Raw genomic sequence first — 21090 nt, 5'->3', positions numbered from 1 at the left:
GGTAGTTCTTGGAATTGAAGACCGGGTTTCCGCCCAGGGCCATGGTGTTTCTCCTCGGTAGGGTTGTTAGTAAATAGCCTACGTTGGTAGAACGCTCGATGCAGACCAATAAATCCCCAAATCACTACCTATTTGTCACTTAGCGTGTGGTTCGTGGTTTTCTGCTCCGGAAGTTGGGAATAGTCCCGGGCATCTGACTGCCTTGACATCCGGAATCTAACGCGAATCCCAGGGGAGCACAAAGGCTCCCGCTCCCCCACATAAACGGGACAGCAGGAGCCTCATGTTGTGTACCCCCAGTGGGACTCGAACCCACAAGCCTTTCGGCAGCTGATTTTAAGTCAGCCGTGTATGCCAATTCCACCATGGGGGCCTACTGCACCAAGCGTACAAGATCGTTCCCTCGGTTGAGAAACGACCGGCTGCCCGCTCATGCATGAAAAAGGGCGGCGACATCGACGTTCTCGGTTCCCGGGCCGTGGGCCTATCACTTTGGGGCCCGGGATCCGTGACGCGTTGCCACCGCCCTCACTCGATGATTGCTAGGCGCGTGGCTTCGGCGTTGCTGCTTCGACGAAGGTGGCGCGCGGGGTTTCGAGGTTGTTCAGCTGCAGGGTGTCGCGGGTGAACAACAGTGCCACCATCCAGTCGCCCAGGACGCGGAACTTGCGCTCGAAGGTCGGCATGGCCATGCCGTGGTAGCCACGGTGTGCCATCCAGGCGGGCCAGCCCTTGAGCTTGAGGCCCATGACCTTGGCGACGCCCTTGTTGGCACCGAACCCGGCAACCGCGCCGAGGTTCTTGTGCTTGTAGTTCTTGACCTGGCCCACGCCGTAGCGGGTGGAGTACAGGTTGTGTGCCAGCAACTTGGCCTGGCGCACGGCGTGCTGTGCGTTGGGCACGCAGGTGCCGTCGGGCAGGCCGCCGGTCACGTCGGGCACGGCCGAGACGTCGCCAGCGGCCCAGGCGCCTTCGATGGCGATGCCGTCTTCGCCGGTGATGCGCAGGTCGGTGCCGGTCATGACACGGCCGCGGGCCTCGATCGGGAAGTCGGTGGAGCGCACCATCGGGTTGGCCATGACGCCGGCGGTCCAGATCAGCGTGTCGGTCTCGAAGGTCTCGGCGTCGGACTTGTCCGGCATGTTGATCAGTGCCATGACACCTTCCTCGGCGTTGGCCAGCGAGGTGTTCAGCAGGACCTCGATGCCGCGGCTGCGCAGGTGGTCGACAACCCACAGCGCCTGGTCCTCGGTGACCTCGGGCATGATGCGGCCCATGGCCTCGACCAGCACGAAGCGCAGCTCGTCCTTGCCGATGCGTCCGTTCAGGGAAGCGGCGTGGCGGGCCATGTCCTCGATCTCAGCGATGGTCTCGATGCCGGCGAAGCCGCCACCGACCACGACGAACGTCAGGGCACGCTTGCGCTCGGTGGCGTCGGTCATCAGCGAGGCCGACTCGATGCGCTCGAGGATCTTGTTGCGCAGGGCAACGGCTTCCTCGATGGACTTCAGGCCGATGCCAGTATCGGCAAGGCCCGGGATCGGGAAGGTGCGGGTGACGGCACCGGCGGCCATGACGACGTCGCGGTACTCGAGCTCAAAGGGTTCGCCGACAACCGGCACGATGACGGCCTTGTTGTTCTTGTGGTCGATGGCCGAGACGCGGCCGGTGATCAATTCGGCGTGCTTGAGGTGCTGGCGGTGCGAGACCACGGCGTGGCGCGGTTCGATCTGGCCGCCCGCAACCTCGGGGAGGAAGGGCTGGTAGGTCATGTAGGGAAGCGGGTCGACAACCGTGACGATGCCGCCGTGGTCCTTGACCTTCTTCTGCAGCTTCATTGCGACGTAAAGTCCAACGTAGCCACCGCCGACGACCAGGATGCGCGGGCGATCGGAAAATTGTTGAGTGATAGGCATGTAGCCCATCCTATCCCGAAAAACGCCGTTTGTGAAAGTCTTCACTAGCTCCATTCGGGGTGGCAACCGCCACTTGTTCCGGACGTTTCTAGGAGTCCTCGCCTGACTCCGGAAGCTCGTCAAAAATGTCCTTGGCCCCCGAGTGGTCGCTGAGTTTCAGTGCCGCAACGGGTGCGCTTTTTGCCGATTCGGCCAAGGCGGCCCGGCGCCGGATTCGGGTGAAGTGCAGGGTCCCGGCCAGGGCCGTGAGCCCCAGCAGTCCCCCGAAGCCCAGCACCAGCAGGGGCGGCAGGAAGCCGGCCTCGTCGCCCGGGGCCAGCGGGGCGGGTGCGGCAATGGGCTTGATGCTGGATTTCTCCGTGGAAATGCCCGGATCCACGGTTGGCCCGACATTGACCTGCGCGCCGCGGCGGTGCACCCGGATCCATTCGGTGATGGTGTTCATGGGATTGGCCTTGACCTCGGGGACAGGTGCGGTGAGCGCCGCGTAGGCGTCAAGGATGCCATGGCCGTAGAGGTTGTCGACGCCCGGAGCCCCCGCATCGCGCGCGGTGGACAGGATCCGGTTGATGACCTGCGGGGCCTTCATCTCCGGATACTTGGAGCGGATCATTGCCGCGACCCCGGCAACCAACGGGGCAGCTCCGGAGGTGCCCGACCAATCGGCGTAGCGGCCTCCCGGCAGCCCTCCCACCAACGGGTCGGCGGGCGCCGCCACGCCGATGCTGATGCCCTCGGTGGAGGAATCGACGCTGGCCTTGCCTTTGCGGTCGATGCCCGCCACGGTGAGCACGCCGGGAATGGTCGCGGGCGCCCCGACCTGTTTCATGCCGCCGGCACGGTTGCCCGCCGCCGCGACGATGACCACGTCCTTGTCCTCCGCGTACTTGAACGCGGTGTCCCAGCTGACCGGCCAGTCCGGCTGGGTGGACCCCAGGGAGATGTTGATGACAGAGGCGCCGTTGTCGACCGCCCACTTCACTGCCGCGGGCACCTGTTCCTCAACGGAGATGCCGGCGGGGTTCTCGGTGCCCATCCACAACGACACCGAGAGCACCTCGGCCTCCGGAGCCACGCCCAGCATCCCGTCGGGCCCGGGGCCAGGCTTCGGGATTTCGATCGCTGCCGGCACCGGAGGCGGATCCTCCTTGGCCTCCTGCGCGGACGTCAAGGCCTTGTCGTAGGCGATCCTCTGCGCTTCCGCATCGGCCTTGGCCGCGGCGATCGCGGCCCTGTTGTTCCCGCGGCCGGCCAGCAGGGTTGCCACGAGGGTCCCGTGTTCCGGCAGCGTGCCCAGCGGCTTCGAGCCGTCCGGATTCCCGGCGCCGGAGACGTCCCTGCCACCTACCACCACGCCGCGCAGGTCAGGATGGGCGGTGTCGATGCCGGTGTCAATGACGGCGACCTTGACCCCCGCCCCCTTGGAGACTGCCCAGGCCTTGGAGATGCCCGAGGCATTCAGCCACCATTCACCGTCGCGGGCCGCGTCGGCGTGCACGGCCGGAGCCGTGGCGAGCGCGGCCGAAAGGCAGAGCGCCAGGGTCAGGACCGTGGCGGCGACGCGGCGCAGTCTGTGGCTCAAGTGTTCTCCTAGCGTGGTGCGTGGACGGGGGGCTCTGGCGGTGTTTCTCAGTTACTTGTGCCAAGTCCCAAGGCAATTCCGTCCAGAATATCGTGCTCAGAGGCCGTGGCGGTGGTGATCCGCCCCGAGCTCGCCTGCCCCACCCGTTCCAGGATGCATCCGTAGATCAGGGCACCGGCGGCAATCACGTCCACTCGACCGGGGTGCATGAACCCTAGTGAAGCGCGGGTTTCACGTCCCGACTCGAGCATGAACGCGACGGCGGATTCGAGCTTGTCGATACCGACCTCGGCACCGTGGATGAGGGACGAGTCATACTTGTCCAGGCCCAGCGCGGCGGCGGTGAGCGTGGTGATGGTTCCGGCCACGCCCACGATCCGGTCCACCTGGGAGAAGTCGACGTCCTGCTGGACCTCGTCGAGCACCGCGTTGACTTGGGCGCGGGCCGCGGCAATCGATTCGGCCGTGGGCTTTTCCAGGCGCCAGAAGCGCTCGGTCAGCCTGACGCAGCCCATGTCCATGCTGCGCGATGCGACCGGGCCGTGCCCGTTGCCCAGGACGAACTCGGTGGATCCCCCGCCCAGGTCGATGACCAGGATGTGGGTTCCGGGGGCTGCCGGCGCCACGGAGGCTGCCCCGGCATAGGACAGCGCTGCCTCGACCTCGCCGGGCACGACCTCAGGGTCGATGCCCAGTCGCCCGCGCACCCCGGCGACGAACTCGTCGCGGTTCCTCGCGTCGCGCGTGGCGGAGGTGGCCACGAAGCGGATCGATGTGGCGCCGTGTTCGCGGATCATGAGCGCGTATTCGTCAATGGCGGCAAAGGTGCGTTCCAGTGCCTCGGGCGCAAATTCGCCGGTGGCATCCACGTCCTGGCCCAGGCGCACCACGCGCATCTGGCGCAGCACGTCGGTGAGCGCCGGGCCGGCGGGAGTCTCGTGCGTGTCGGCAATGAGCAGGCGGATGGAGTTGGTTCCGCAGTCGATGGCGGCGACGCGTGTCATGCTCCGGGTGCTTCGTTCGTGCCGGCTGCATCATCATTGGCGGCGGCCTCGCGGGCGGCACGGGCGGCGGCCCGCTCGGCCTTCTTGATGGCCGGGTCCATGGCCTGGGTCTTCACGTGGCGCGAGCGGTCCTGGCTCGGGGCCGGCGCCTGCGTGTCCCAGGCGCCGGCGCAGCGGCAGGTGTCCTTGGTCCACCACTCGGAGATGGCTTCAAGGGCCCTGTCCCCCAACGGGTTCACTCCCGGGCCGGCGGCCAGGGAGTGGCCGACCAGCACGTGCAGGCACTTGACACGGGTGGGCATGCCCCCGGCGGAGACGCCGGCGATTTCCGGGACGGCCCCGGTGCCGGAGCGCTCGCCAATGGCCTCGCGCACGGCCAGGTACGCCTCGTGCGCCTGGGCGTAGGCGGCGGTCAACGCAGGATCCTGCTCCAGTTCTGTGTTCATCTCGTTCATCACGCCGCCGGCCTCGAGACGCGACACCGCGGCGGTGATCACCGGGTGGGTCAGGTAGTACGTGGTCGGGAACGGGATCCCGGAGGAGAGCCGGGGCGCGGTGGTGGCCACCAGCGGGTTTCCGCAGACGCACCGGGCGCCGATTTCCACGACATCGCGCACCGGGCGGTTCAGTTGGCGGGAAAGCGTCTCCAGGTCTCCGGCGCTGGGCACGCGGGCTGCAGCATCAAGGGCTTCGTGGTTTTGGTTCGCGGCGTCCACGGTTGGGAGCATCTCCTCGCGTCGGTGTGTCAGGTCAGGGGGGTGTGGGCAGGCTCAGTCGGTGGCGGCGCGCTGCACCGAGTCAAAGAGTGCATCGACCCAGGGCAGGTCCGTGCGGACTTCCTCGGGGCTTTGGTTGGCTTCGCCTGGAACATCTTCTTCCGGCCGGGAGCCGACGACCATGTAGTTCCGTTCGCCGGGCATGACCAAGTTTATCCGGTCGCGGGCCTGCTGCTTGATGTACAGCGGATCGTCCCAGCGTGCGATCTGGTCCTTGAGCGCTTCCTGTTCGGCCTGCTTGGCGGCAATCGAGGTGCGCAGCTCGGCGATTTCGTCGCGCTGGCGCGCATAGGTGCCGATGCTGGGGATCAACAGGACGGCGAAGACCGAGAGCGCGATGCTCAGTGCCAGCAGGCGGCCGGAAAAACTGCGTGCAGGAATGGGTATCTTGGGCCCGTCATGGCCCTTGCGCTCGGTCTTTTGGGCTGACTTCCCATCCTTGCGCACGGCGCCGGAAAGCAGGTTGCGGTCATCGATGCGCCGCTGCGAAGCGGTGGCCTTGGGCCTTGGCGTGCCGCCGCCCTTGGCGCCTGCCTTGGGCTTGGAAGCGGCCTTGGGACCGGTCTGCTTGGACGGAATCTTGCCGGGGGAAGCCTTGGCCGCAGCGGTTTTGGCCTCGGCGGGCTTTGGGGCACCGGGGATTGTCTTGCCGGAGGCGTTCACCGCGCCCAGCGGTATGACCTTGGCGCGGTGCGCATCGGCGCCCGGGCGCGCGGGTCCACGCGGGGCCGTGGTCCGGGGCACCGCCGGAGCGGATGCGGGCGGCGTCTCGCGGTAGGGCCGCGGTCGCTTGGGTGCGGCATCCGTCGCCGGCACCTGGGAACCTGCCCCCTGGCGGGGATCCGTTTCGGCCGCACGCGCGGGGTCATTGGCCGAGGCCCCGGAGCGTGGCATGGGGGGACGTCGCGCGGCCATCTGACTCCTTGCCCGGTAATGCCGGGCCCTTTTCACATGGCCCCGGATGGATCGTGGTAGCGAGCTTTCGGGGGTTAACACAAAAACTCGTGGGGGAACCAAGAATAGTTCCCCCACGAGCCTACGTGTAATTACGCCTTACTATGCACCGAAACGCGGGAAAGCACCGGCACCGGCGTAAACCGCTGCATCGCCGAGTTCTTCCTCGATGCGCAACAGCTGGTTGTACTTGGCCACGCGCTCGGAGCGGGCCGGGGCACCGGTCTTGATCTGACCTGCGTTGGTGGCAACGCAGATGTCGGCGATCGTGGTGTCTTCGGTCTCGCCCGAGCGGTGCGAGGTGATCGTGGTGTAGCCGGCGCGCTGGGCCATGGACACTGCGTCCAAGGTCTCGGTCAGCGTACCGATCTGGTTGACCTTCACCAGCAACGAGTTGGCGGTACCGGACTCGATGCCGCGGGCCAGGCGCTCCGGGTTGGTGACGAACAAATCGTCGCCCACCAGCTGGACCTTGTCACCGATGGCGTCGGTGAGGGTCTTCCAGCCTTCCCAGTCATCCTCGTCCAGCGGGTCCTCGATGGACACCAGCGGGAAGTCGGCGACCAGCTGAGCGTAGTAGTCGCTCATTTCCTGGGCGGTGATCGACTTGCCTTCGAACTGGTAGGTTCCGTTTTCGAAGAACTCGGAGGAGGCAACGTCCAGGGCCATGGCAATGTCCGAACCCGGGGTATAGCCGGCGCGGATGATGGCCTCGGTGATCAGTTCCAGTGCTGCACGGTTGGACGGCAGGTTCGGTGCGAAGCCGCCCTCGTCGCCCAGGCCGGTGGACAGGCCCTTTTCCTTGAGCACGGACTTGAGGTTGTGGTAGACCTCAACACCCCAGCGCAGGCCCTCGGAGAAGGTCGAGGCGCCGATCGGGGCGATCATGAATTCCTGGATGTCGACATCGGAGTCGGCGTGCGAGCCGCCGTTGAGGATGTTCATCAGCGGAACCGGCAGCACGTGGGCGTTCGGGCCGCCCAGGTACTTGTATAGCGGCAGGTTCGCGGACTCGGCCGCGGCGTTGGCCACGGCGAGCGAAACGCCCAAGATGGCGTTGGCGCCCAGCTTGGACTTGTTCGACGTGCCGTCCAAGTCCAGCATCGTGAGGTCGATGGCGCGCTGGTCGGTGGCGTCCATTCCCTCGATGACTTCGCCGATGTCGTCGATGACTGCGCCGACGGCACCGAGGACACCCTTGCCCTGGTAGCGCTTGGGATCCTCGTCGCGGCGCTCTGCAGCCTCAAAGGCACCGGTGGATGCACCGGACGGAACTGCTGCACGACCCATCGAGCCGTCGGACAACAGGACCTCAACCTCAACGGTTGGGTTGCCGCGCGAATCGAGGATTTCGCGGGCGTGAATGGCTTCAATCAATGCCATGGGAAGGTACTCCTTCAAGGGGTGTGGATGTTAGTCAAACGTGAACTGCATGATGCAGGCGCCGTTGCCTGCCCCTAGCCTAGCTTGGGCGAGACCCAGTTCACTAAGTTGTTTCATTCGTTGCCCGCCGTGGCCTGCGCGATGCGTTGTTGCACGACGTTGCGCAGGGCCCGTTCGGCGTCGAGCCCCTGGGCCTGGGCCATGGCGCACAGGGCGAGCAGGTGCTCGCCCAATTCCTGTTCGCTTTCCGGGATGCCGCCTTGCAGCGGTTCCCCCCAGCGGACAGAATCCTTGATGTCCCGTTCCTCCGCGGCGCCGGGTTCGTCCCGGGTTTCGGTGATCGCTGCGTGGCGGGCGGTGCGGGAGAGAAATGTCTGGGCGTACAGCAGGGCCGGCAGGTTGGAGGGCAGGCCAGCGGCGGCCGATTCGTTTTGCGTTTTTTCGGCGCGCTTGGCACGGTCCCAGGACTCGATGATCTCGGCAATGGAGTCGGGGAAGCTGTTCTTGAGGCTGCCGTCGGCATGGAAAACGTGGGTGTTGCGGCGAATCATCTTGGCGCCCAGGTAAGCGGCGATCGATTCCAGGTCGAAGGACCTGCGTTCGGACCCAATGGCCGCATGGAGGACGACCTGAAGCAGGATGTCGCCGAGCTCGGCTTCCAGTTCCGTATCCGGTGCGTGGGTCTCGATGGCCTCGGTGAGTTCGTAGGATTCCTCGAGCAGGTACTGGACCAGGGACTCGTGGGTCAGCGCCGCGGTCCAGGCACAGTGCTCGCGCAGTTGGGAAATGATTTCAACGAGGCGGTCGACCTGCTCACTCACTGATGCTTCTCCCCTGGTGCGGCGAAGGTTCCCGTACGGCGTTCGCCCGCGGAGGCGCGGTGCGTGGAAATCCCGTGGGCGGCGTTGCCCGCATCCAACGATATCCGAAGCCCGGACCTTGGCTTTCCGCGGCGGTATTTGGTGTTGGTCACATGGGCGGGTAAGCCGCAGATGGCCTCGGGGGCCTTAAGCACCAAGGCCGATGCACCCACGCTCCAAGACGAGCGTCGATGCACCGGCGGTCGGTGGCAGGGACCGGTTGCAGCCGGCCCCTGCTTGGGGATATCCCTTAGTCTTCGTCCTCGTCGTCGATGTCCTCGAACTCGAGGTCATCGTCGTCGTCTTCGTCGTTGAGCGCGTCGTAGGCCTCGTTGATGAAGTCGACCAGGGCTTCGCGCTCTTCCAGGGGAAGGAAGGCTGCCTCGGCGGCGTTCAAGGTGAGGTCCATCAGGTCCTCGAGATCGTAGTCGAAGGCCTCGACGAGCAGTTCGAACTCGTCCGACAGGGTGGTGCCGCTCATCAGCCGGTTGTCCGGGGAGATGGTGACGTTGAAGCCGGTCTGGATCAGCAGGTCCACCGGGTGGGACTCGATGCCCTCGCCGAAGGCGGCGGTGGCACCGGTCTGCAGGTTGGAGGACGGGCAGATTTCCAGGGCGATGCCGCGGTCGCGGACCCAGTTGGCCACCGGGCCGAGGTTGACCAGGCCGGTGTCCTCGCCGACCTCGTCGCCGTCGTCGTCCACGCCGCCGTACTGGATCTCGATGTCCTCTGCGATGCGCACGCCGTGGCCCAGGCGCTGGGCGCGACCGGTGATCAACGCATCGCGGATGGACTCAAGGCCCGCTGCCTCCCCTGCATGCACAGTGGTGGGGAAGAAGTTCTCGGCCAAGAGGTCAAAGGCCTTCTTCATCCGCGAGGGCGGGAAGCCCTCCTCGGCCCCGGCAATGTCGAAGCCAACGACACCGCGAGAGCGGTGGCGCAGCGCGAGTTCGGCGATCTCGACTCCGCGGTCGGCGTGCCGCATGGCGGTGAGCAGCTGGCCAACCTGGATCGGGGTGCCGGCCTCGGTCAGCCTCTCGCTGGCTTCCTCGATTCCCGCCTGCACTGCCTCGACGGCGTCATCCAGGGACAGGCCCTCGCGCTGGTGCTGCTCGGGAGCCCAGCGCACCTCGCCGTAGACCACGCCGTCGGCGACGAGGTCCTCAACGAATTCGCTGGCCACGCGCTTGAGCGCGTCCTTGGTCTGCATCACGGCGATGGTGTGGTCAAAGGTTTCCAGGTAGCGCTCCAGCGAACCGGAGTCGGCCGAGGCCCGGAACCAGGCACCGAGTTCCTCGGCGTTGGTGGAGGGAAGCTCGTGGCCGGCCTCTGCCGCCAGCTCGATGATGGTTTGCGGGCGCAATCCGCCGTCGAGGTGGTCGTGCAGCGATACCTTGGGCAGGGCCCGGAAGTCGAAGGAAGGGTCATATGCAATGTGGATCATCTCGTCAGTCACCCGCCCAGCCTAGCGGTGCGCGCGGGGTTCCAACAGTGGGTGCAGGTGGTGTTGGGGCAAATGTTCACCCAACGCTTCCACGGTGTTCTAGTTGCCTTCCGACGCCATTGGCTCGGGCTCCGGGTCCTGGCCGGGAACGCGCACCGGGCGGGGCGATTGCACGTCGCTTGCCCGTCCATTGGAGAGGCGGTTTTCGCGTTCCAGGACTCGGCGCCCGGTCCGCACCAGGATGGCGTGGGAGAGCTTGTCGATCAGGTAGCCCATAAGGATGGCCAACGCGACCGAGAGGACGATCCCCAGCAGCTGGTTGTCGTGGAACCAGGCACCAGCCACCACCCCGATGGCCACCGAGTAGCTGGACCAGGTCAGGCACCCGGCGACATCCAGCACGGTGAAGCGCCTGTGCGAGAAGCCGGTGGCCCCCGAGCTGAGGTTCACCACCACGCGGCCGATGGGCACGTAGCGGGCTGTGAAGATCAGCATGGCCCCGCGCATGTTGAGCTCGCGGCGGGCGAAGGCAAAGAGTTTCTGTATGCGCGGGCGCCTCATCCAGCCGAAGCGCTCGGTGCCGATGCGCCGGCCCAGCATGTAGGCCATCTGGTCCCCGGTGATCGCCCCAATGGCACCGGCAAGGATCAGCAGATAGACGTTGGGGATCCCGGTGCCTGCGGCAACGACCCCGAGGGCGACAAGTAGCGTCTCCGAGGGCAGGATGGGAAGAAATCCGTCGATGAAGCAAAAGAGGCAAACGATCGGCAGGATCCACCACGCGTTGGCAGCGTGCACGATGGCCTCATTGATCAGGTCCACTAAGAAACCGGCTTTCCATTGCTTTGGTGCGCACCGATGGAAACCCCAAGGCGCGGCATGAAGGTAAGTCCAAGAGCCACTTGGCTCTTATTCTCCCGCATTTCCGCCAGCCTGTGTATCATTCCGCAGGTTGAATCATGCGTGCCGTGCCTCGTCCTTTCGGACCACGTGTCTCCCATGCGTCCGGGGCGGGGGAAACCTCAGGAAGCCGTGATCCTGTCGATGACCAGCTCCATGTCCGGCCGGCTGCCGGCCGGGGCGATGGTTGCCGCGCCTTCCAGCAGCCCGCGTGCCCGCTCGAAGCGTTCGGGGGTGTCGGTGAGCATGGTGGCCAGCGGCGCACCGCGGCGCACCACGTCGCCGGGCTTGGCATGCAGGCGCACTCCGGCCCCGGCCTGCACCGGGTCTTGGCGGCGGGCGCGTCCGGCGCCCAGGCGCCAGGCGGCAACGCCCACGTCCATGGCGTCGAGGGAGGTGAGGACCCCGTCGGCCTGCGCGTAGAGGGTTTCCGATTCCTTGGCCACCGGCAACGGTGCGTCGTTGTCCCCGCCCTGCGCCGCGATCATGGCACGCCACTTGTCCATGGCACGGCCGTCCTTCAGCGCAGCGGCGACATCCACGTCGCGGATTCCGGCCCCTGCAAGCATTTCGGTGGCCAGCGCGATGGTCAGCTCCACCACGTCGACCGGTCCCCCGCCGGCGAGTACCTCGATGGATTCTTCAACCTCGATGGCATTGCCGGCGGTCAGCCCCAGCGGGGTGTCCATGTTGGTTAGCAGCGCCACGGTGTGCACTCCGGCGTCGGTGCCCAGGTTCACCATGGTGCGCGCCAGTTCGCGGGCGTCGGCGAGGTTCTTCATGAAGGCGCCGGAGCCGACCTTCACATCCAGCACCAGTGCCCCGGTGCCCTCGGCGATCTTCTTGCTCATGATCGAGGAGGCGATCAGCGGGATCGATTCGACGGTGCCGGTGACATCGCGCAGCGCGTAGAGCTTCTTGTCCGCCGGGGCCAGTGACGCCCCGGCGGCGCAGATCACCGCGCCGACCTCGGAGAGCTGGCGCATCATTTCGTCGTGGGTCAGTTCGGCGCGCCAGCCGGAGATGGCCTCGAGCTTGTCCAGCGTGCCGCCGGTGTGCCCCAGTCCGCGGCCCGAGAGCTGCGGGACTGCAACGCCAAAGACGGCGACCAGCGGGGCCAGCGGCAGGGTGATTTTGTCCCCCACCCCGCCGGTGGAGTGCTTGTCGGTGGTGGCCATCACCAGCCCGGAGGGGGTGCGCAGCGTGGAGAAGTCCATGCGCTGCCCCGAGTTGATCATGGCGGTGGTCCAGCGGGAGATCTCCGCCCGGTTCATGCCGTTGAGCAGGATCGCCATGTTCAGCGCCGACATTTGTTCCTCGGCGATCACCCCGCGGGTGTAGGCGTCGATGGTCCAGTCGATCTGCTCGCCGCTCAGGGCGCCGCGGTCGCGCTTGGTGCGGATGATGTCGACGGCGTCAAAGTTCTCGGTGCTCATCAATCTTCCTTGATCCGGACGCCTGCCCGCTGGTGCGGGACTGCGGCCTAGAGGTTGTGCTGCCCGAACGCGTCCGGCAGCACCTGGTCCATGGTTTGGATGCCGCGCGGGGTCATCAGCTGCAGGTGCTCCCCGCGGTGTTCGAAGAGCAGTTGCCGGCAGCGCCCGCAGGGCATCAGCGAGGTGCCGCTGGCATCCACGCAGTAGAAGGCGTGCAGCTTGCCCCCGCCGGTGGCAAAGAGCTCGCCGACCATGTTGCATTCGGCGCACAGCGTGACCCCGTAGGCGGCGTTTTCGACGTTGCAGCCCGAGACCATGCGCCCGTCTTCGGTCAGCGCCGCGGCACCGACCTTGAACTTCGAGTACGGCGCGTAGGCCCTTTCCATGGCCGCAACGGCGGCCAGGCGAAGGGCCTCCCATTGGGCCTCGCCCACGTTCGGCAGGGCCAGGGGCGAATCATCCATGGATTGCCCCTAGCCCTTCACGTAGGGTTCGCCGTCAGCGGCGGGTGCCCTGGACTTGCCGACCAGGCCTGCCACGGCAAAGACGGTGACCACGTAGGGCAGCATCGCCATGAACTGGCTGGGCACCGGGGTGCCGATGATGGTGAGGATCGACTGCAGGTTGTCGGCAAAGCCGAAGAGCAGCGCGGCGAAGAACGCGCCGATCGGGTTCCAGCGCCCGAAGATCACGGCGGCCAGGGCGATGAAGCCGCGCCCGCCGGAGATTTCCTTGGTGAAGGAGTCGATGGCGACCAGGGTGAAGAACGAGCCGCCGATGCCGGCGATCGCCCCGCCGAGGACCACGTTGACGAAGCGGGTGGTGTTGACCTTGATGCCCAGGGTGTCTGCAGCCTTGGGGTGCTCGCCCACGGCGCGCACGCGCAGCCCCCAGCGGGTCTTGAAGAGCCCGATCCACACGGCTGCCACGGCGATGTACATCAGGTAGCCCACGATGGACTGGCGGAAGAGGATCGGGCCGATGATCGGGATGGCCGAGAGCAGCGGGATCTCGATGACGCTCAGGCGGCCCGGGGAGTTGTAGAGCTCCGGGTCCGACTGCATCACGGTGGTGAACAGGAACCCGGTGATGCCCGAGACCAGCACGTTGAGCACCACGCCGACGATGATCTGGTTGACCACGTACTTGATGGAGAAGATGGCCAGCACCACGGAGACCAGCGCGCCGGCCACCGCGGCGGCAAGCAAGCCCAGCATCGGGCTGCCGGTCACCGAGGCGATGATCGCGGCGCTGAAGGCACCGCCGAGCAGCTGGCCCTCGATGGCGATGTTGACCACGCCTGCACGCTCGCACAGCACCCCGGAAAGCGAACCGAAGACCAGCGGCACGGCCAGGGTCACCGAACCGGCAATCAACCCGGCCAGCGAGATCTGCGGGGTCCGGGCGCCGGAGACGACCCAGACCAGGAACGCGAAGATGAAAAGTGCGGCAAAGACCATGGGCACCCAGCCCGGGGTCGGGCGGTGCTCGCGCGCCAGGTAGATCGAGTATCCGGCCAGCACGCACATTCCCAGGCCCAGCACGATTCCCGTGGCAATGCCCGGGACCACCAGGTTCGGCAGGGTGAAGACGTCGCCGCCGGTGGAGATGCCGAAGGTGGCGGTCTGTGCGGAGCCGCCGAAGCCGAAGAACACCAGCGAGAGCAGTCCGATGACCGAGAGCATGATGGGGGTCTTCCAGGCCACCGGCGCATGCACCAGGGCCTTGGTGGACAGGGTTGGGGCCGGCGCGCTCATGCGCCACCTCCTTGGCTGGCAGGTGCAGCGGACGCTGGCGCCGCGTGCTTGGGTTTCGTCGGTGGCTGGTTCTTCGACTTGCGGTTCAGCCCGAACATGGCGCGGACCAGGGGTGGCGCGGCGATGAAGAGCACGATCAGCGACTGGACCACCAGGACGATGTCGATGGGGGTGCCGGTGGAGATCTGCATGGTCACCGCGCCGGCGCGGAAGGCGCCGAAGAGCAGGCCGGCAAAGAAGGTGCCCCACGGGGTGGAGCGGCCCAGCAGCGCCACGGTGATCGCGTCAAAGCCCAGGGATGCGGCGATGCCGGCGGTGAGCACCTTTTCGGTGCCCGCCACCTGGGCGACGCCCGCGGCCCCGGCCAGGGCGCCGGCGAGGGCCATGACCAGGATGGTGGAGCGGGCCACGTTGACCCCCGCGGTGCGGGCGGCCGCGGCGTTGGCGCCCACGGCACGGAACTCGAAGCCGATGGTGGAGCGCTTCAGGATCCAGGCGACCAGGATGGTCAGGGCGATGGCCATGACAAAACCCAGGTGCAGGCGGGAACCGGGCAATGCCGGGAAGACCGCGCTGGGATCCAGGATCGGGGAAATCGGGTTGGTCTCCCCCGGCCGCTGGAAGGCCTTGGTGTTGAGCAGGAAGTCAAGGAAGTACAGGGCCACGTAGTTGAACATGATCGTGAGGATCACTTCGTGGGCTCCGGTCCGTGCCTTGAGCAAACCGACCAGCCCGCCCCAGACTGCCCCGCCGATGACTCCCATGAGGATCACCAGCAGCAGGTGCAGGCCGAAGGGCAGATGCCAGGCGAAACCGGCATAGGAGGCCATCGTGGCGCCGATGATGATCTGGCCCTGGGCACCGATGTTGAAAAGCCCGGCGCGGAAGGCCAGGGCAACGCCCAGGCCCGCGCAGATCAGCGGCGTGGAAACCGTGAGGGTTTCCAGGAACGGCGCAAATCCCTGGCGGGAGTTGTAGATCGAACCCTGGAAGAGCGAGACGTAGGAGTCGGTCCCGGCGGCCCACAGCGCTCCGAAGAAGTCGGAGGGGCGGGAGAAGAGGTAGCCGGCGGTCGTGGAGACCTTTGGATCCGTGGCGGCGATCAGCAGGCCGCCGAGCACCAGTGCCACGATGACGGCCAAGACCGAGACGAGCCCGGGGCCCTGGGTGATCCTCACCCAGATGCCGTGCTGTTTTTCGTCGATGGTGTTGGCGTGGGTCGGTGGCGGGCTGCCCGGGGATAGTTCGCTCTGGCTCACGCGAAGTCTCCTTCTGTGTCGTCGGGGGTGTCCTGGTGGGCGTTTTCGGCTTCAGTCGGTGAGACGCCTGCCATCATCAGGCCCAGGACATCGCGCGGGGTGTCGGCATCCACGATGCCGATGAGCCGTCCCTTGTAGAGCACGGCGATGCGGTCGGCAAGCTGGAGCACCTCGTCGAGCTCGGTGGACACGATCATCACCGGGGTGCCGCCGTCGCGTTCGGCAAGGATGCGGCGGTGCAGGAATTCGATGGAGCCCACGTCGACGCCGCGGGTGGGCTGGGAGGCGATGAACAGGCGCAGCGGGCGGGAGAGCTCGCGGGCCATGACGACCTTTTGCTGGTTGCCGCCCGAGAGGGAGGAGGCCAGGTTCTCTGCCGAGGGGGTGCGCACGTCGAATTCGGCGACGCGGGATGCGGCGTTCTTCGCGACCTCTGCCGGGCGCATGGAAATGCCCTTGGCGAAGGGTGCCTTGTCGTAGAGGTCAAGGACGAGGTTTTCGGCAATGGTGAAGTCCGAGACCAGTCCGTCGACGGTGCGGTCCTCGGGCACGAAGCCGATGCCCGAGCCCAGGATCTGCTTGACGCTGCGGCCCAGCAGTTCCTTGCCCTCCAGGGTGATCGACCCAGCGACCCGGTCCTGGATGCCAAGGATCGCCTCGGTGAGTTCGGTTTGCCCGTTGCCCTGGACCCCGGCAATGGCCAGGATCTCGCCGCGCCGGATCTCGAAGCTCAAATCGTCCACCACGCGTTGGCCGGTGGCGGAGGTGACGGTGAGGTTCTTGACCTTGAAGGTGGCCTCGCCGGGGGTGGCGGGCTCCTTGTCCATGGTCAGCTTGACCTCGCGGCCCACCATCATGGAGGCCAGTGCGGTGGTCTCGGCATCGGGCGGGGCATCCCCCACGACGCGGCCGCGGCGGATCACCGTGATGACGTCGGAGACGGCCTTGACCTCGCGCAGCTTGTGCGAAATAAACACGATGGAGGTGCCGTTGGCCTTGAGCTGGCGCATGATGTCCAGCAGCTCGTCGGTTTCCTGCGGGGTCAGCACGGCGGTGGGCTCGTCGAGGATCAGCACCTCGGCGTTGCGCACCAGGGCCTTGATGATTTCCACGCGCTGCTGCACGCCCACCGGCAGGTCCTCGACCAAGGCGTCGGGGTCGACGTCGAAACCGTACTTGTCGGAAATTTCCCGGATCTTCTTCCGGGTGACCTCCAGGTCAAGGAAGCCTCCGGCCTTGGTGGCCTCGGCGCCCAGGGCGACGTTTTCGGCCACCGTGAAGACGGGGACCAGCATGAAGTGCTGGTGCACCATCCCGATGCCGGCGGCCATGGCATCGCCCGGGCCGCGGAAGGCCACCGGCTTGCCGTCCACGAGGATGCGTCCGGCCGTCGGCTCGTAGAGCCCATAGAGCACATTCATCAGCGTTGACTTGCCGGCACCGTTTTCACCGAGGAGGCAGTGGATCTGCCCCTCTTCGACGACGAGGTCGATGTCCTCATTGGCGTAGAACGATCCAAACGCCTTTGAGATTCCTTGGAGTTCGAGTTTCACGACACCACCATTCTTGGTTGTCAGATACCGGTGGGCGGCCCCCGTGGGGCCTCCCGCCGCATTGCCAGTGCCAGCTGGTTCCTAGACTATGCAGGCCAACGGCGCACCGCCAGCCCCATCTGACTCCCACGTTTCGTGGGGAATTCATGGTGCCGGCAGCGCGCCGTGTGGTTTCAGTGCCTGGAACCCGCCGGTGTGCGGGTGCTAGGACTTGGGGCTGGCCGGCGATTCGACCTTGATCGAACCGTCGATGATGCCGGCCTTCAGGGCCTCGAGCTCTGCCTTGGTCTCGGCGGAGACCTTCGAGTCGAAGTCGTGGAACGGTGCCAGGGCGACACCGGTGTTTTCCAGGGTGCCGACGTAGGCGGTGTTGTCGAATGTTCCTGCCTTGTCCGCGGTGACGACCTCTTCGACTGCGGTGTCCATGGTCTTGATGACCGAGGTCAGCATGACGTCCTTGTAGTCCGGTGCCGTCAGGAACCCGTCGGAGTCGACCCACACCAGTGAGGCGGACTTGCCGGCCGCGTTGGCTGCCTTGACGGCCGCGCCTGCGCCCTTGCCGACCGGACCTGCAACGGGCATGATGACGTCCGCGCCCTGGTCAAGGAAGTTGTTGGTGACCTGCTTGCCCTTGTCCTGCTTCTCGAAGTCGCCGGTGAAGGTGCCGTCCTGCTTGGCCTTGTCCCAGCCCAGCAGCTTCACGTTCTTCTTCTTGTCGGCGTTGAACTTGTCGACGCCGTCGGCGAAGCCGTCCATGAAGATGGTCACGGTCGGGATCTTGATGCCGCCGAAGGTGGCAACGGTTCCGGTCTTGGACTGGGCCGCGGCCGTGTAGCCGGCGAGGTAGGCGGCCTGGGCAGTGTCGTAGACGATCGGCTTGACGTTCGCGATCGGCTTGTCGTAGTTGAAGTCGATGATCGCGAAGTGCTTGTCCGGGTTCGCCTCGGCGGCGGCCTTGGTGGCGTCGCCCAGCAGGAATCCGATGGTGAGGGTCAGGTTGCAGTCCGCTGCCATCATGCCGTTGAGGTTGGTGGCGAAGTCGGAGTTGGCCTTGGACTCGGCGCTCTTGGGGGTGAATCCGAGGTCCTTGCCGGCCTGGGTCAGGCCGCGGAAGGAGGATTCGTTGAAGGATTGGTCGTCAAATCCGCCGGAGTCGGAGACGATGCAACCGAGGTAGTCGGAGGCCGCGTTCGTGTCGCCGCCGCCCTCTTCGGGTGCCGCGCCGCAGGCGGTCAGAACGAGTGCAGAAATGCCGAGCACGGCAGCAGCCATACCGGTCTTGCGCTTGATGGTGCGCATAGGGATTTCCTCCATATAGTTACGAGCTACAAGTATCGTGGCCCGGACTCCCAGGAGTTGCCTGGCCGGAATCCATGCCCACGATCGGTGGTGCACTGCCGCCGGCCACCTCTGGTGCCGGCATGAATCCGGGGCCTCCCTGCAACTGCGCCCTGCCCACAATTGTGGTCCAAGGCACGTTCGGAAAGAACGGCTTCACAACCACATAGCCTAACCTGTAAAACGCTTGACGTGATGAGGAGAATGTTACAACCGGATAACTCTACGAATCAGGGTTACTCTTCGGTAGCCGATTTCAGCTGGGCAATTGCCCGGATGGCCGCCGCGGCCATGACCGTCACGCCCACCTCGATGGCCGATTCGTCGGGGATGTAGTCCCCGCGGTGCAGGTCATAGTCCTCCCCGCCGGGGGTGCGCGTACCCAGGCGCATCATGGCGCCAGGCACCTTGCTGGTCATCCAGGCAAAATCCTCCCCGCCCATGGATTGCGGGGTGAGCACGATGGCTGCAGAACCGATCTCGGCGCGCGCCGAATCCTCGATGAGGTCGGTTTCCTCCTCCGTGTTGATCACCGGGGGCACGCCGCGGATGTGTTCGAGCTTGACTTCGACGCCGTAGGGGCTGGCCACCTGGCGCACCACCTCGTCCAGCAGGTCCCCGGCACCTTCCCAGGCCTCGCCGTCCAGGCAGCGCATGGTGCCGGCCAGGTAGCCGGTGGCGGGAATGGCGTTGGGCGCGCTGCCGGCGTGGATCTGGCCCCAGACCACCGAGACGGCGCTGCGCACGTCGATGCGCCGGCTGAGCACCGCCGGCACGTTGATCGCGATCTGGCTCATGGCGAAGACCAGGTCCTCGGTCAGGTGCGGGCGGGAGGTGTGCCCGCCCCGGCCGGTGAGCTCGATCTTGATGGTGTCGGACGCACTGGTGATCGCGCCGATGCGCGTGCCGATCTTGCCGGCGTCGATGCGTGGCTCGCAGTGCAGGGCCAGGATGCGCGGGACCTCGTCCAGGACGCCGGCTGCGATGACGGCCAGTGCCCCGCCGGGCATCTTTTCCTCGGCCGGCTGGAAGATCACGCGGATCCGCGCGCCCAGGGGCGCCTCGTCGTCGATGGCCTTGAGCACCTTGGCGACCCCGAGCATCACGGTGGTGTGGATGTCGTGTCCGCAGGAGTGTGCAACCCCGTCCACCACCGAGGCGTAGTCCAGGCCCGTCTCCTCCAGGATCGGCAGCGCGTCGATGTCGGCGCGCAGGCCCAGGGCGATGGGCCCGGAGCCGATGTCCACATAGGCGCCGGTATCCTCCAGGGCGACGGGGGCCAGGCCCACGTCGCGCAGCCGGGTGAGGATGCGTTCGGTCGTCTGGTATTCCGCGAACGAAAGCTCCGGATTTGCATGGACCTCGCGGCGGAATTCCACCAGATCGCCAACCAGGGGCATTACCCAGGGCTTGACGGAAGGCAGTTTCAGGTCTTCATTCACACTCGTTCGCACCGTACCGACAATACGCGCTGGGACCTGCGCTTGCGCAGTCTGCTTCGAATTGTTGCCCCGCTCGCTTCCACCCCCTTAATGCGCGCCGGCTCCCACCGATGAAAAATGCCCCGCGGCAAGCGCTGGACCAGCGCTGCCGACGGGGCATCGAAGGGGGCCGGCAACCACCGGCCCGCGAACCTACAGGACGTCTACGGCGCCCTCTGCCTTGAGCTTCTCCACGGTGTCCTTCACGGACTGGGCATGTTCCTTGGTGGTGACCAGCAGCGCATCCGGCGTGTCGACAACGACCACGTCGTGGATGCCGATCAGGGCAATCACGCGCTTGGAGTCGGTGACCACCACGCCGGTGGCATTGTCCGAATACACGCGTGGGTTGGCGCCGACCACGGTGACGCCGGTCTTCTCGCTGGCCGGGTTCAGCCGGCCAATGGCAGCGAAGTCCCCCACGTCGTCCCAGTTGAACACCCCGGGGATCACCGCGACGTCCCCTGCCGCGGCGGCAGGCTCGGCCACGGCATAGTCAATGGCGATCTTGGGCAGCGTCGGCCAGATGCGGTCCATGGTCGCCACTCGGTCGCCGGTTTCCCAGGCGGCCGCGATTTCCATCAAGCCGGCGTGCAATTCCGGTTGGCTGCGCGCCAGGTGCTGGAGCATCAGGGACACCGGTGCGACGAACATGCCGGCGTTCCACAGGTAGCCTCCGTCGGCCAGGTAGCGGCGGGCCGTGTCCTCGTCGGGCTTTTCCACGAACTCCACCACGTCGCGCGCCGTGGGCGCGCCGGAGATGTCCATCCGCTCCCCGGCCCGGATGTAGCCGAAGCCGGTGGACGGAAGGGTGGGACGGATGCCGATGGTGACGATCTTGCCAGTGGCAGCGGTGTGGATGGCCTCGCGCACGGCTTCCTGGAAGACCTCGACCGGGACAATGACCTGGTCGGCGGCGAAGGAACCCATGATGGTCCCGGGGTTGCGAAGATAGAGGATCGCCGCGGCCAGGCCGATGGCGGCCGCGGAGTCCTTCGGGTCCGGCTCAAGGACCAGGTTCATGTCGTCGATCTCGGGCAATTGCGCCAGCACCGCGGTGCGGTGCGCACGGCCGGTGACCACCATGATGTTTTCACCCGCCAGCGGTATCAGCCGCTCGTAGGTGGCGCGGATCAGGGTCGATCCGGAGCCGGTCAGGTCGTGGAGGAATTTCGGGGCAGCGGCGCGCGAGAGCGGCCACAGTCGGGTGCCGACACCACCGGCAGGGATGACCCCGTGGAATCGTGCCAAGAGTTCAGCGTTCATCCGACTAAGGCTAGTGGATGAAGCCTAGGAATGCGGTGTTGGCCGCCAATGAAATAGGGCATTGGAATCTAATGTATTTCGCGTATTTCCTGGATGTTTAGACGATCCACCCTGCCATCCGGTGAGCCTCCTCACACGGGTAGCCGAAAGAATGGGCACCCCCGCCCATGGTGGTCTAAGA

17 protein-coding genes and 1 tRNA gene are annotated in these 21090 nt (G+C 66.2%); all 18 read right to left on the bottom strand.

Annotation, left to right across the window (positions count from 1 at the left end):
• Positions 1-291: 291 nt before the first annotated feature.
• A tRNA-Leu gene (locus ACLQ7E_RS14290) sits at positions 292-373 on the bottom strand.
• A 169-nt stretch (positions 374-542) separates the two neighbouring features.
• A complete protein-coding gene (locus ACLQ7E_RS14285; RefSeq protein ID WP_411733239.1) occupies positions 543-1916 on the bottom strand; it encodes an NAD(P)/FAD-dependent oxidoreductase in 1374 nt (457 codons plus the stop codon).
• 88 nt (positions 1917-2004) lie between these two features.
• Positions 2005-3498 (bottom strand): S8 family serine peptidase, encoded by a 1494-nt coding sequence (locus tag ACLQ7E_RS14280; RefSeq protein WP_411733238.1) that lies wholly within the window; start codon positions 3496-3498, stop codon positions 2005-2007.
• 47 nt (positions 3499-3545) lie between these two features.
• A complete protein-coding gene (locus ACLQ7E_RS14275) occupies positions 3546-4502 on the bottom strand; it encodes an exopolyphosphatase (protein ID WP_411733237.1) in 957 nt (318 codons plus the stop codon).
• Entirely contained in the window at positions 4499-5230 is a 732-nt protein-coding gene (locus ACLQ7E_RS14270; RefSeq protein ID WP_411733236.1) for a DUF501 domain-containing protein, read from the bottom strand. Before ACLQ7E_RS14270 ends, ACLQ7E_RS14275 begins: the two co-directional genes overlap by 4 nt.
• Before the next feature lie 42 nt (positions 5231-5272).
• On the bottom strand, positions 5273-6193 hold the full coding sequence (locus ACLQ7E_RS14265) for a septum formation initiator family protein (protein ID WP_411733235.1): 921 nt from the start codon (positions 6191-6193) through the stop codon (positions 5273-5275).
• A gap of 141 nt (positions 6194-6334) precedes the next feature.
• Positions 6335-7615, bottom strand: coding sequence for a phosphopyruvate hydratase (gene eno, locus ACLQ7E_RS14260; RefSeq protein WP_411733234.1), 1281 nt, complete (start codon positions 7613-7615; stop codon positions 6335-6337).
• Between the two features lie 113 nt (positions 7616-7728).
• Entirely contained in the window at positions 7729-8436 is a 708-nt protein-coding gene (locus ACLQ7E_RS14255) for a MazG nucleotide pyrophosphohydrolase domain-containing protein (protein WP_411733233.1), read from the bottom strand.
• A gap of 289 nt (positions 8437-8725) precedes the next feature.
• Positions 8726-9919, bottom strand: coding sequence for an adenosine deaminase (locus tag ACLQ7E_RS14250; protein WP_411733244.1), 1194 nt, complete (start codon positions 9917-9919; stop codon positions 8726-8728).
• A gap of 99 nt (positions 9920-10018) precedes the next feature.
• Complete coding sequence (locus tag ACLQ7E_RS14245) at positions 10019-10741, bottom strand: DedA family protein (protein ID WP_411733232.1); 723 nt, start codon at positions 10739-10741, stop codon at positions 10019-10021.
• Positions 10742-10941: 200 nt separating this feature from the next.
• Positions 10942-12255, bottom strand: coding sequence for a thymidine phosphorylase (locus tag ACLQ7E_RS14240; RefSeq protein ID WP_411733231.1), 1314 nt, complete (start codon positions 12253-12255; stop codon positions 10942-10944).
• 47 nt (positions 12256-12302) lie between these two features.
• Positions 12303-12719: a cytidine deaminase gene (locus tag ACLQ7E_RS14235; protein WP_411733230.1), complete on the bottom strand. Its 417-nt coding sequence runs from the start codon at positions 12717-12719 to the stop codon at positions 12303-12305.
• Positions 12720-12728: 9 nt separating this feature from the next.
• Positions 12729-14012, bottom strand: coding sequence for an ABC transporter permease (locus ACLQ7E_RS14230; protein ID WP_411733229.1), 1284 nt, complete (start codon positions 14010-14012; stop codon positions 12729-12731).
• Positions 14009-15217 carry an ABC transporter permease gene (locus tag ACLQ7E_RS14225; RefSeq protein WP_411733243.1) on the bottom strand — a complete coding sequence of 403 codons (1209 nt, stop codon included), beginning with the start codon at positions 15215-15217 and terminating at the stop codon, positions 14009-14011. The genes ACLQ7E_RS14230 and ACLQ7E_RS14225 overlap by 4 nt, the downstream gene beginning before the upstream one ends.
• Before the next feature lie 50 nt (positions 15218-15267).
• On the bottom strand, positions 15268-16824 hold the full coding sequence (locus tag ACLQ7E_RS14220; RefSeq protein ID WP_411733228.1) for an ABC transporter ATP-binding protein: 1557 nt from the start codon (positions 16822-16824) through the stop codon (positions 15268-15270).
• A gap of 204 nt (positions 16825-17028) precedes the next feature.
• Positions 17029-18123 (bottom strand): BMP family lipoprotein, encoded by a 1095-nt coding sequence (locus ACLQ7E_RS14215; RefSeq protein ID WP_411733227.1) that lies wholly within the window; start codon positions 18121-18123, stop codon positions 17029-17031.
• 275 nt (positions 18124-18398) lie between these two features.
• Positions 18399-19562, bottom strand: a complete 1164-nt coding sequence (locus ACLQ7E_RS14210; RefSeq protein ID WP_411733242.1) for an amidohydrolase — start codon at positions 19560-19562, stop codon at positions 18399-18401.
• A 234-nt stretch (positions 19563-19796) separates the two neighbouring features.
• Positions 19797-20909, bottom strand: a complete 1113-nt coding sequence (locus ACLQ7E_RS14205) for a mannose-1-phosphate guanylyltransferase (protein ID WP_411733226.1) — start codon at positions 20907-20909, stop codon at positions 19797-19799.
• Positions 20910-21090 lie beyond the last annotated feature (181 nt).

Source organism: Paeniglutamicibacter sp., assembly GCF_046714615.1.
Taxonomy (GTDB): domain Bacteria; phylum Actinomycetota; class Actinomycetes; order Actinomycetales; family Micrococcaceae; genus Paeniglutamicibacter.
This window is presented reverse-complemented; position numbering and strand designations above follow the sequence as displayed.

Bases quoted from the DNA above. Each gene is read 5' to 3' on its own strand.
- ACLQ7E_RS14235 (WP_411733230.1), bottom strand. From the start codon at position 12,719: ATGGATGATTCGCCCCTGGCCCTGCCGAACGTGGGCGAGGCCCAATGG.
- eno (WP_411733234.1), bottom strand. From the start codon at position 7,615: ATGGCATTGATTGAAGCCATTCACGCCCGCGAAATCCTCGATTCGCGC.
- ACLQ7E_RS14270 (WP_411733236.1), bottom strand. From the start codon at position 5,230: ATGCTCCCAACCGTGGACGCCGCGAACCAAAACCACGAAGCCCTTGAT.
- ACLQ7E_RS14285 (WP_411733239.1), bottom strand. From the start codon at position 1,916: ATGCCTATCACTCAACAATTTTCCGATCGCCCGCGCATCCTGGTCGTC.
- ACLQ7E_RS14275 (WP_411733237.1), bottom strand. From the start codon at position 4,502: ATGACACGCGTCGCCGCCATCGACTGCGGAACCAACTCCATCCGCCTG.
- ACLQ7E_RS14250 (WP_411733244.1), bottom strand. From the start codon at position 9,919: ATGATCCACATTGCATATGACCCTTCCTTCGACTTCCGGGCCCTGCCC.
- ACLQ7E_RS14215 (WP_411733227.1), bottom strand. From the start codon at position 18,123: ATGCGCACCATCAAGCGCAAGACCGGTATGGCTGCTGCCGTGCTCGGC.
- ACLQ7E_RS14240 (WP_411733231.1), bottom strand. From the start codon at position 12,255: ATGAGCACCGAGAACTTTGACGCCGTCGACATCATCCGCACCAAGCGC.
- ACLQ7E_RS14205 (WP_411733226.1), bottom strand. From the start codon at position 20,909: ATGAACGCTGAACTCTTGGCACGATTCCACGGGGTCATCCCTGCCGGT.
- ACLQ7E_RS14230 (WP_411733229.1), bottom strand. From the start codon at position 14,012: ATGAGCGCGCCGGCCCCAACCCTGTCCACCAAGGCCCTGGTGCATGCG.
- ACLQ7E_RS14210 (WP_411733242.1), bottom strand. From the start codon at position 19,562: ATGCCCCTGGTTGGCGATCTGGTGGAATTCCGCCGCGAGGTCCATGCA.
- ACLQ7E_RS14265 (WP_411733235.1), bottom strand. From the start codon at position 6,193: ATGGCCGCGCGACGTCCCCCCATGCCACGCTCCGGGGCCTCGGCCAAT.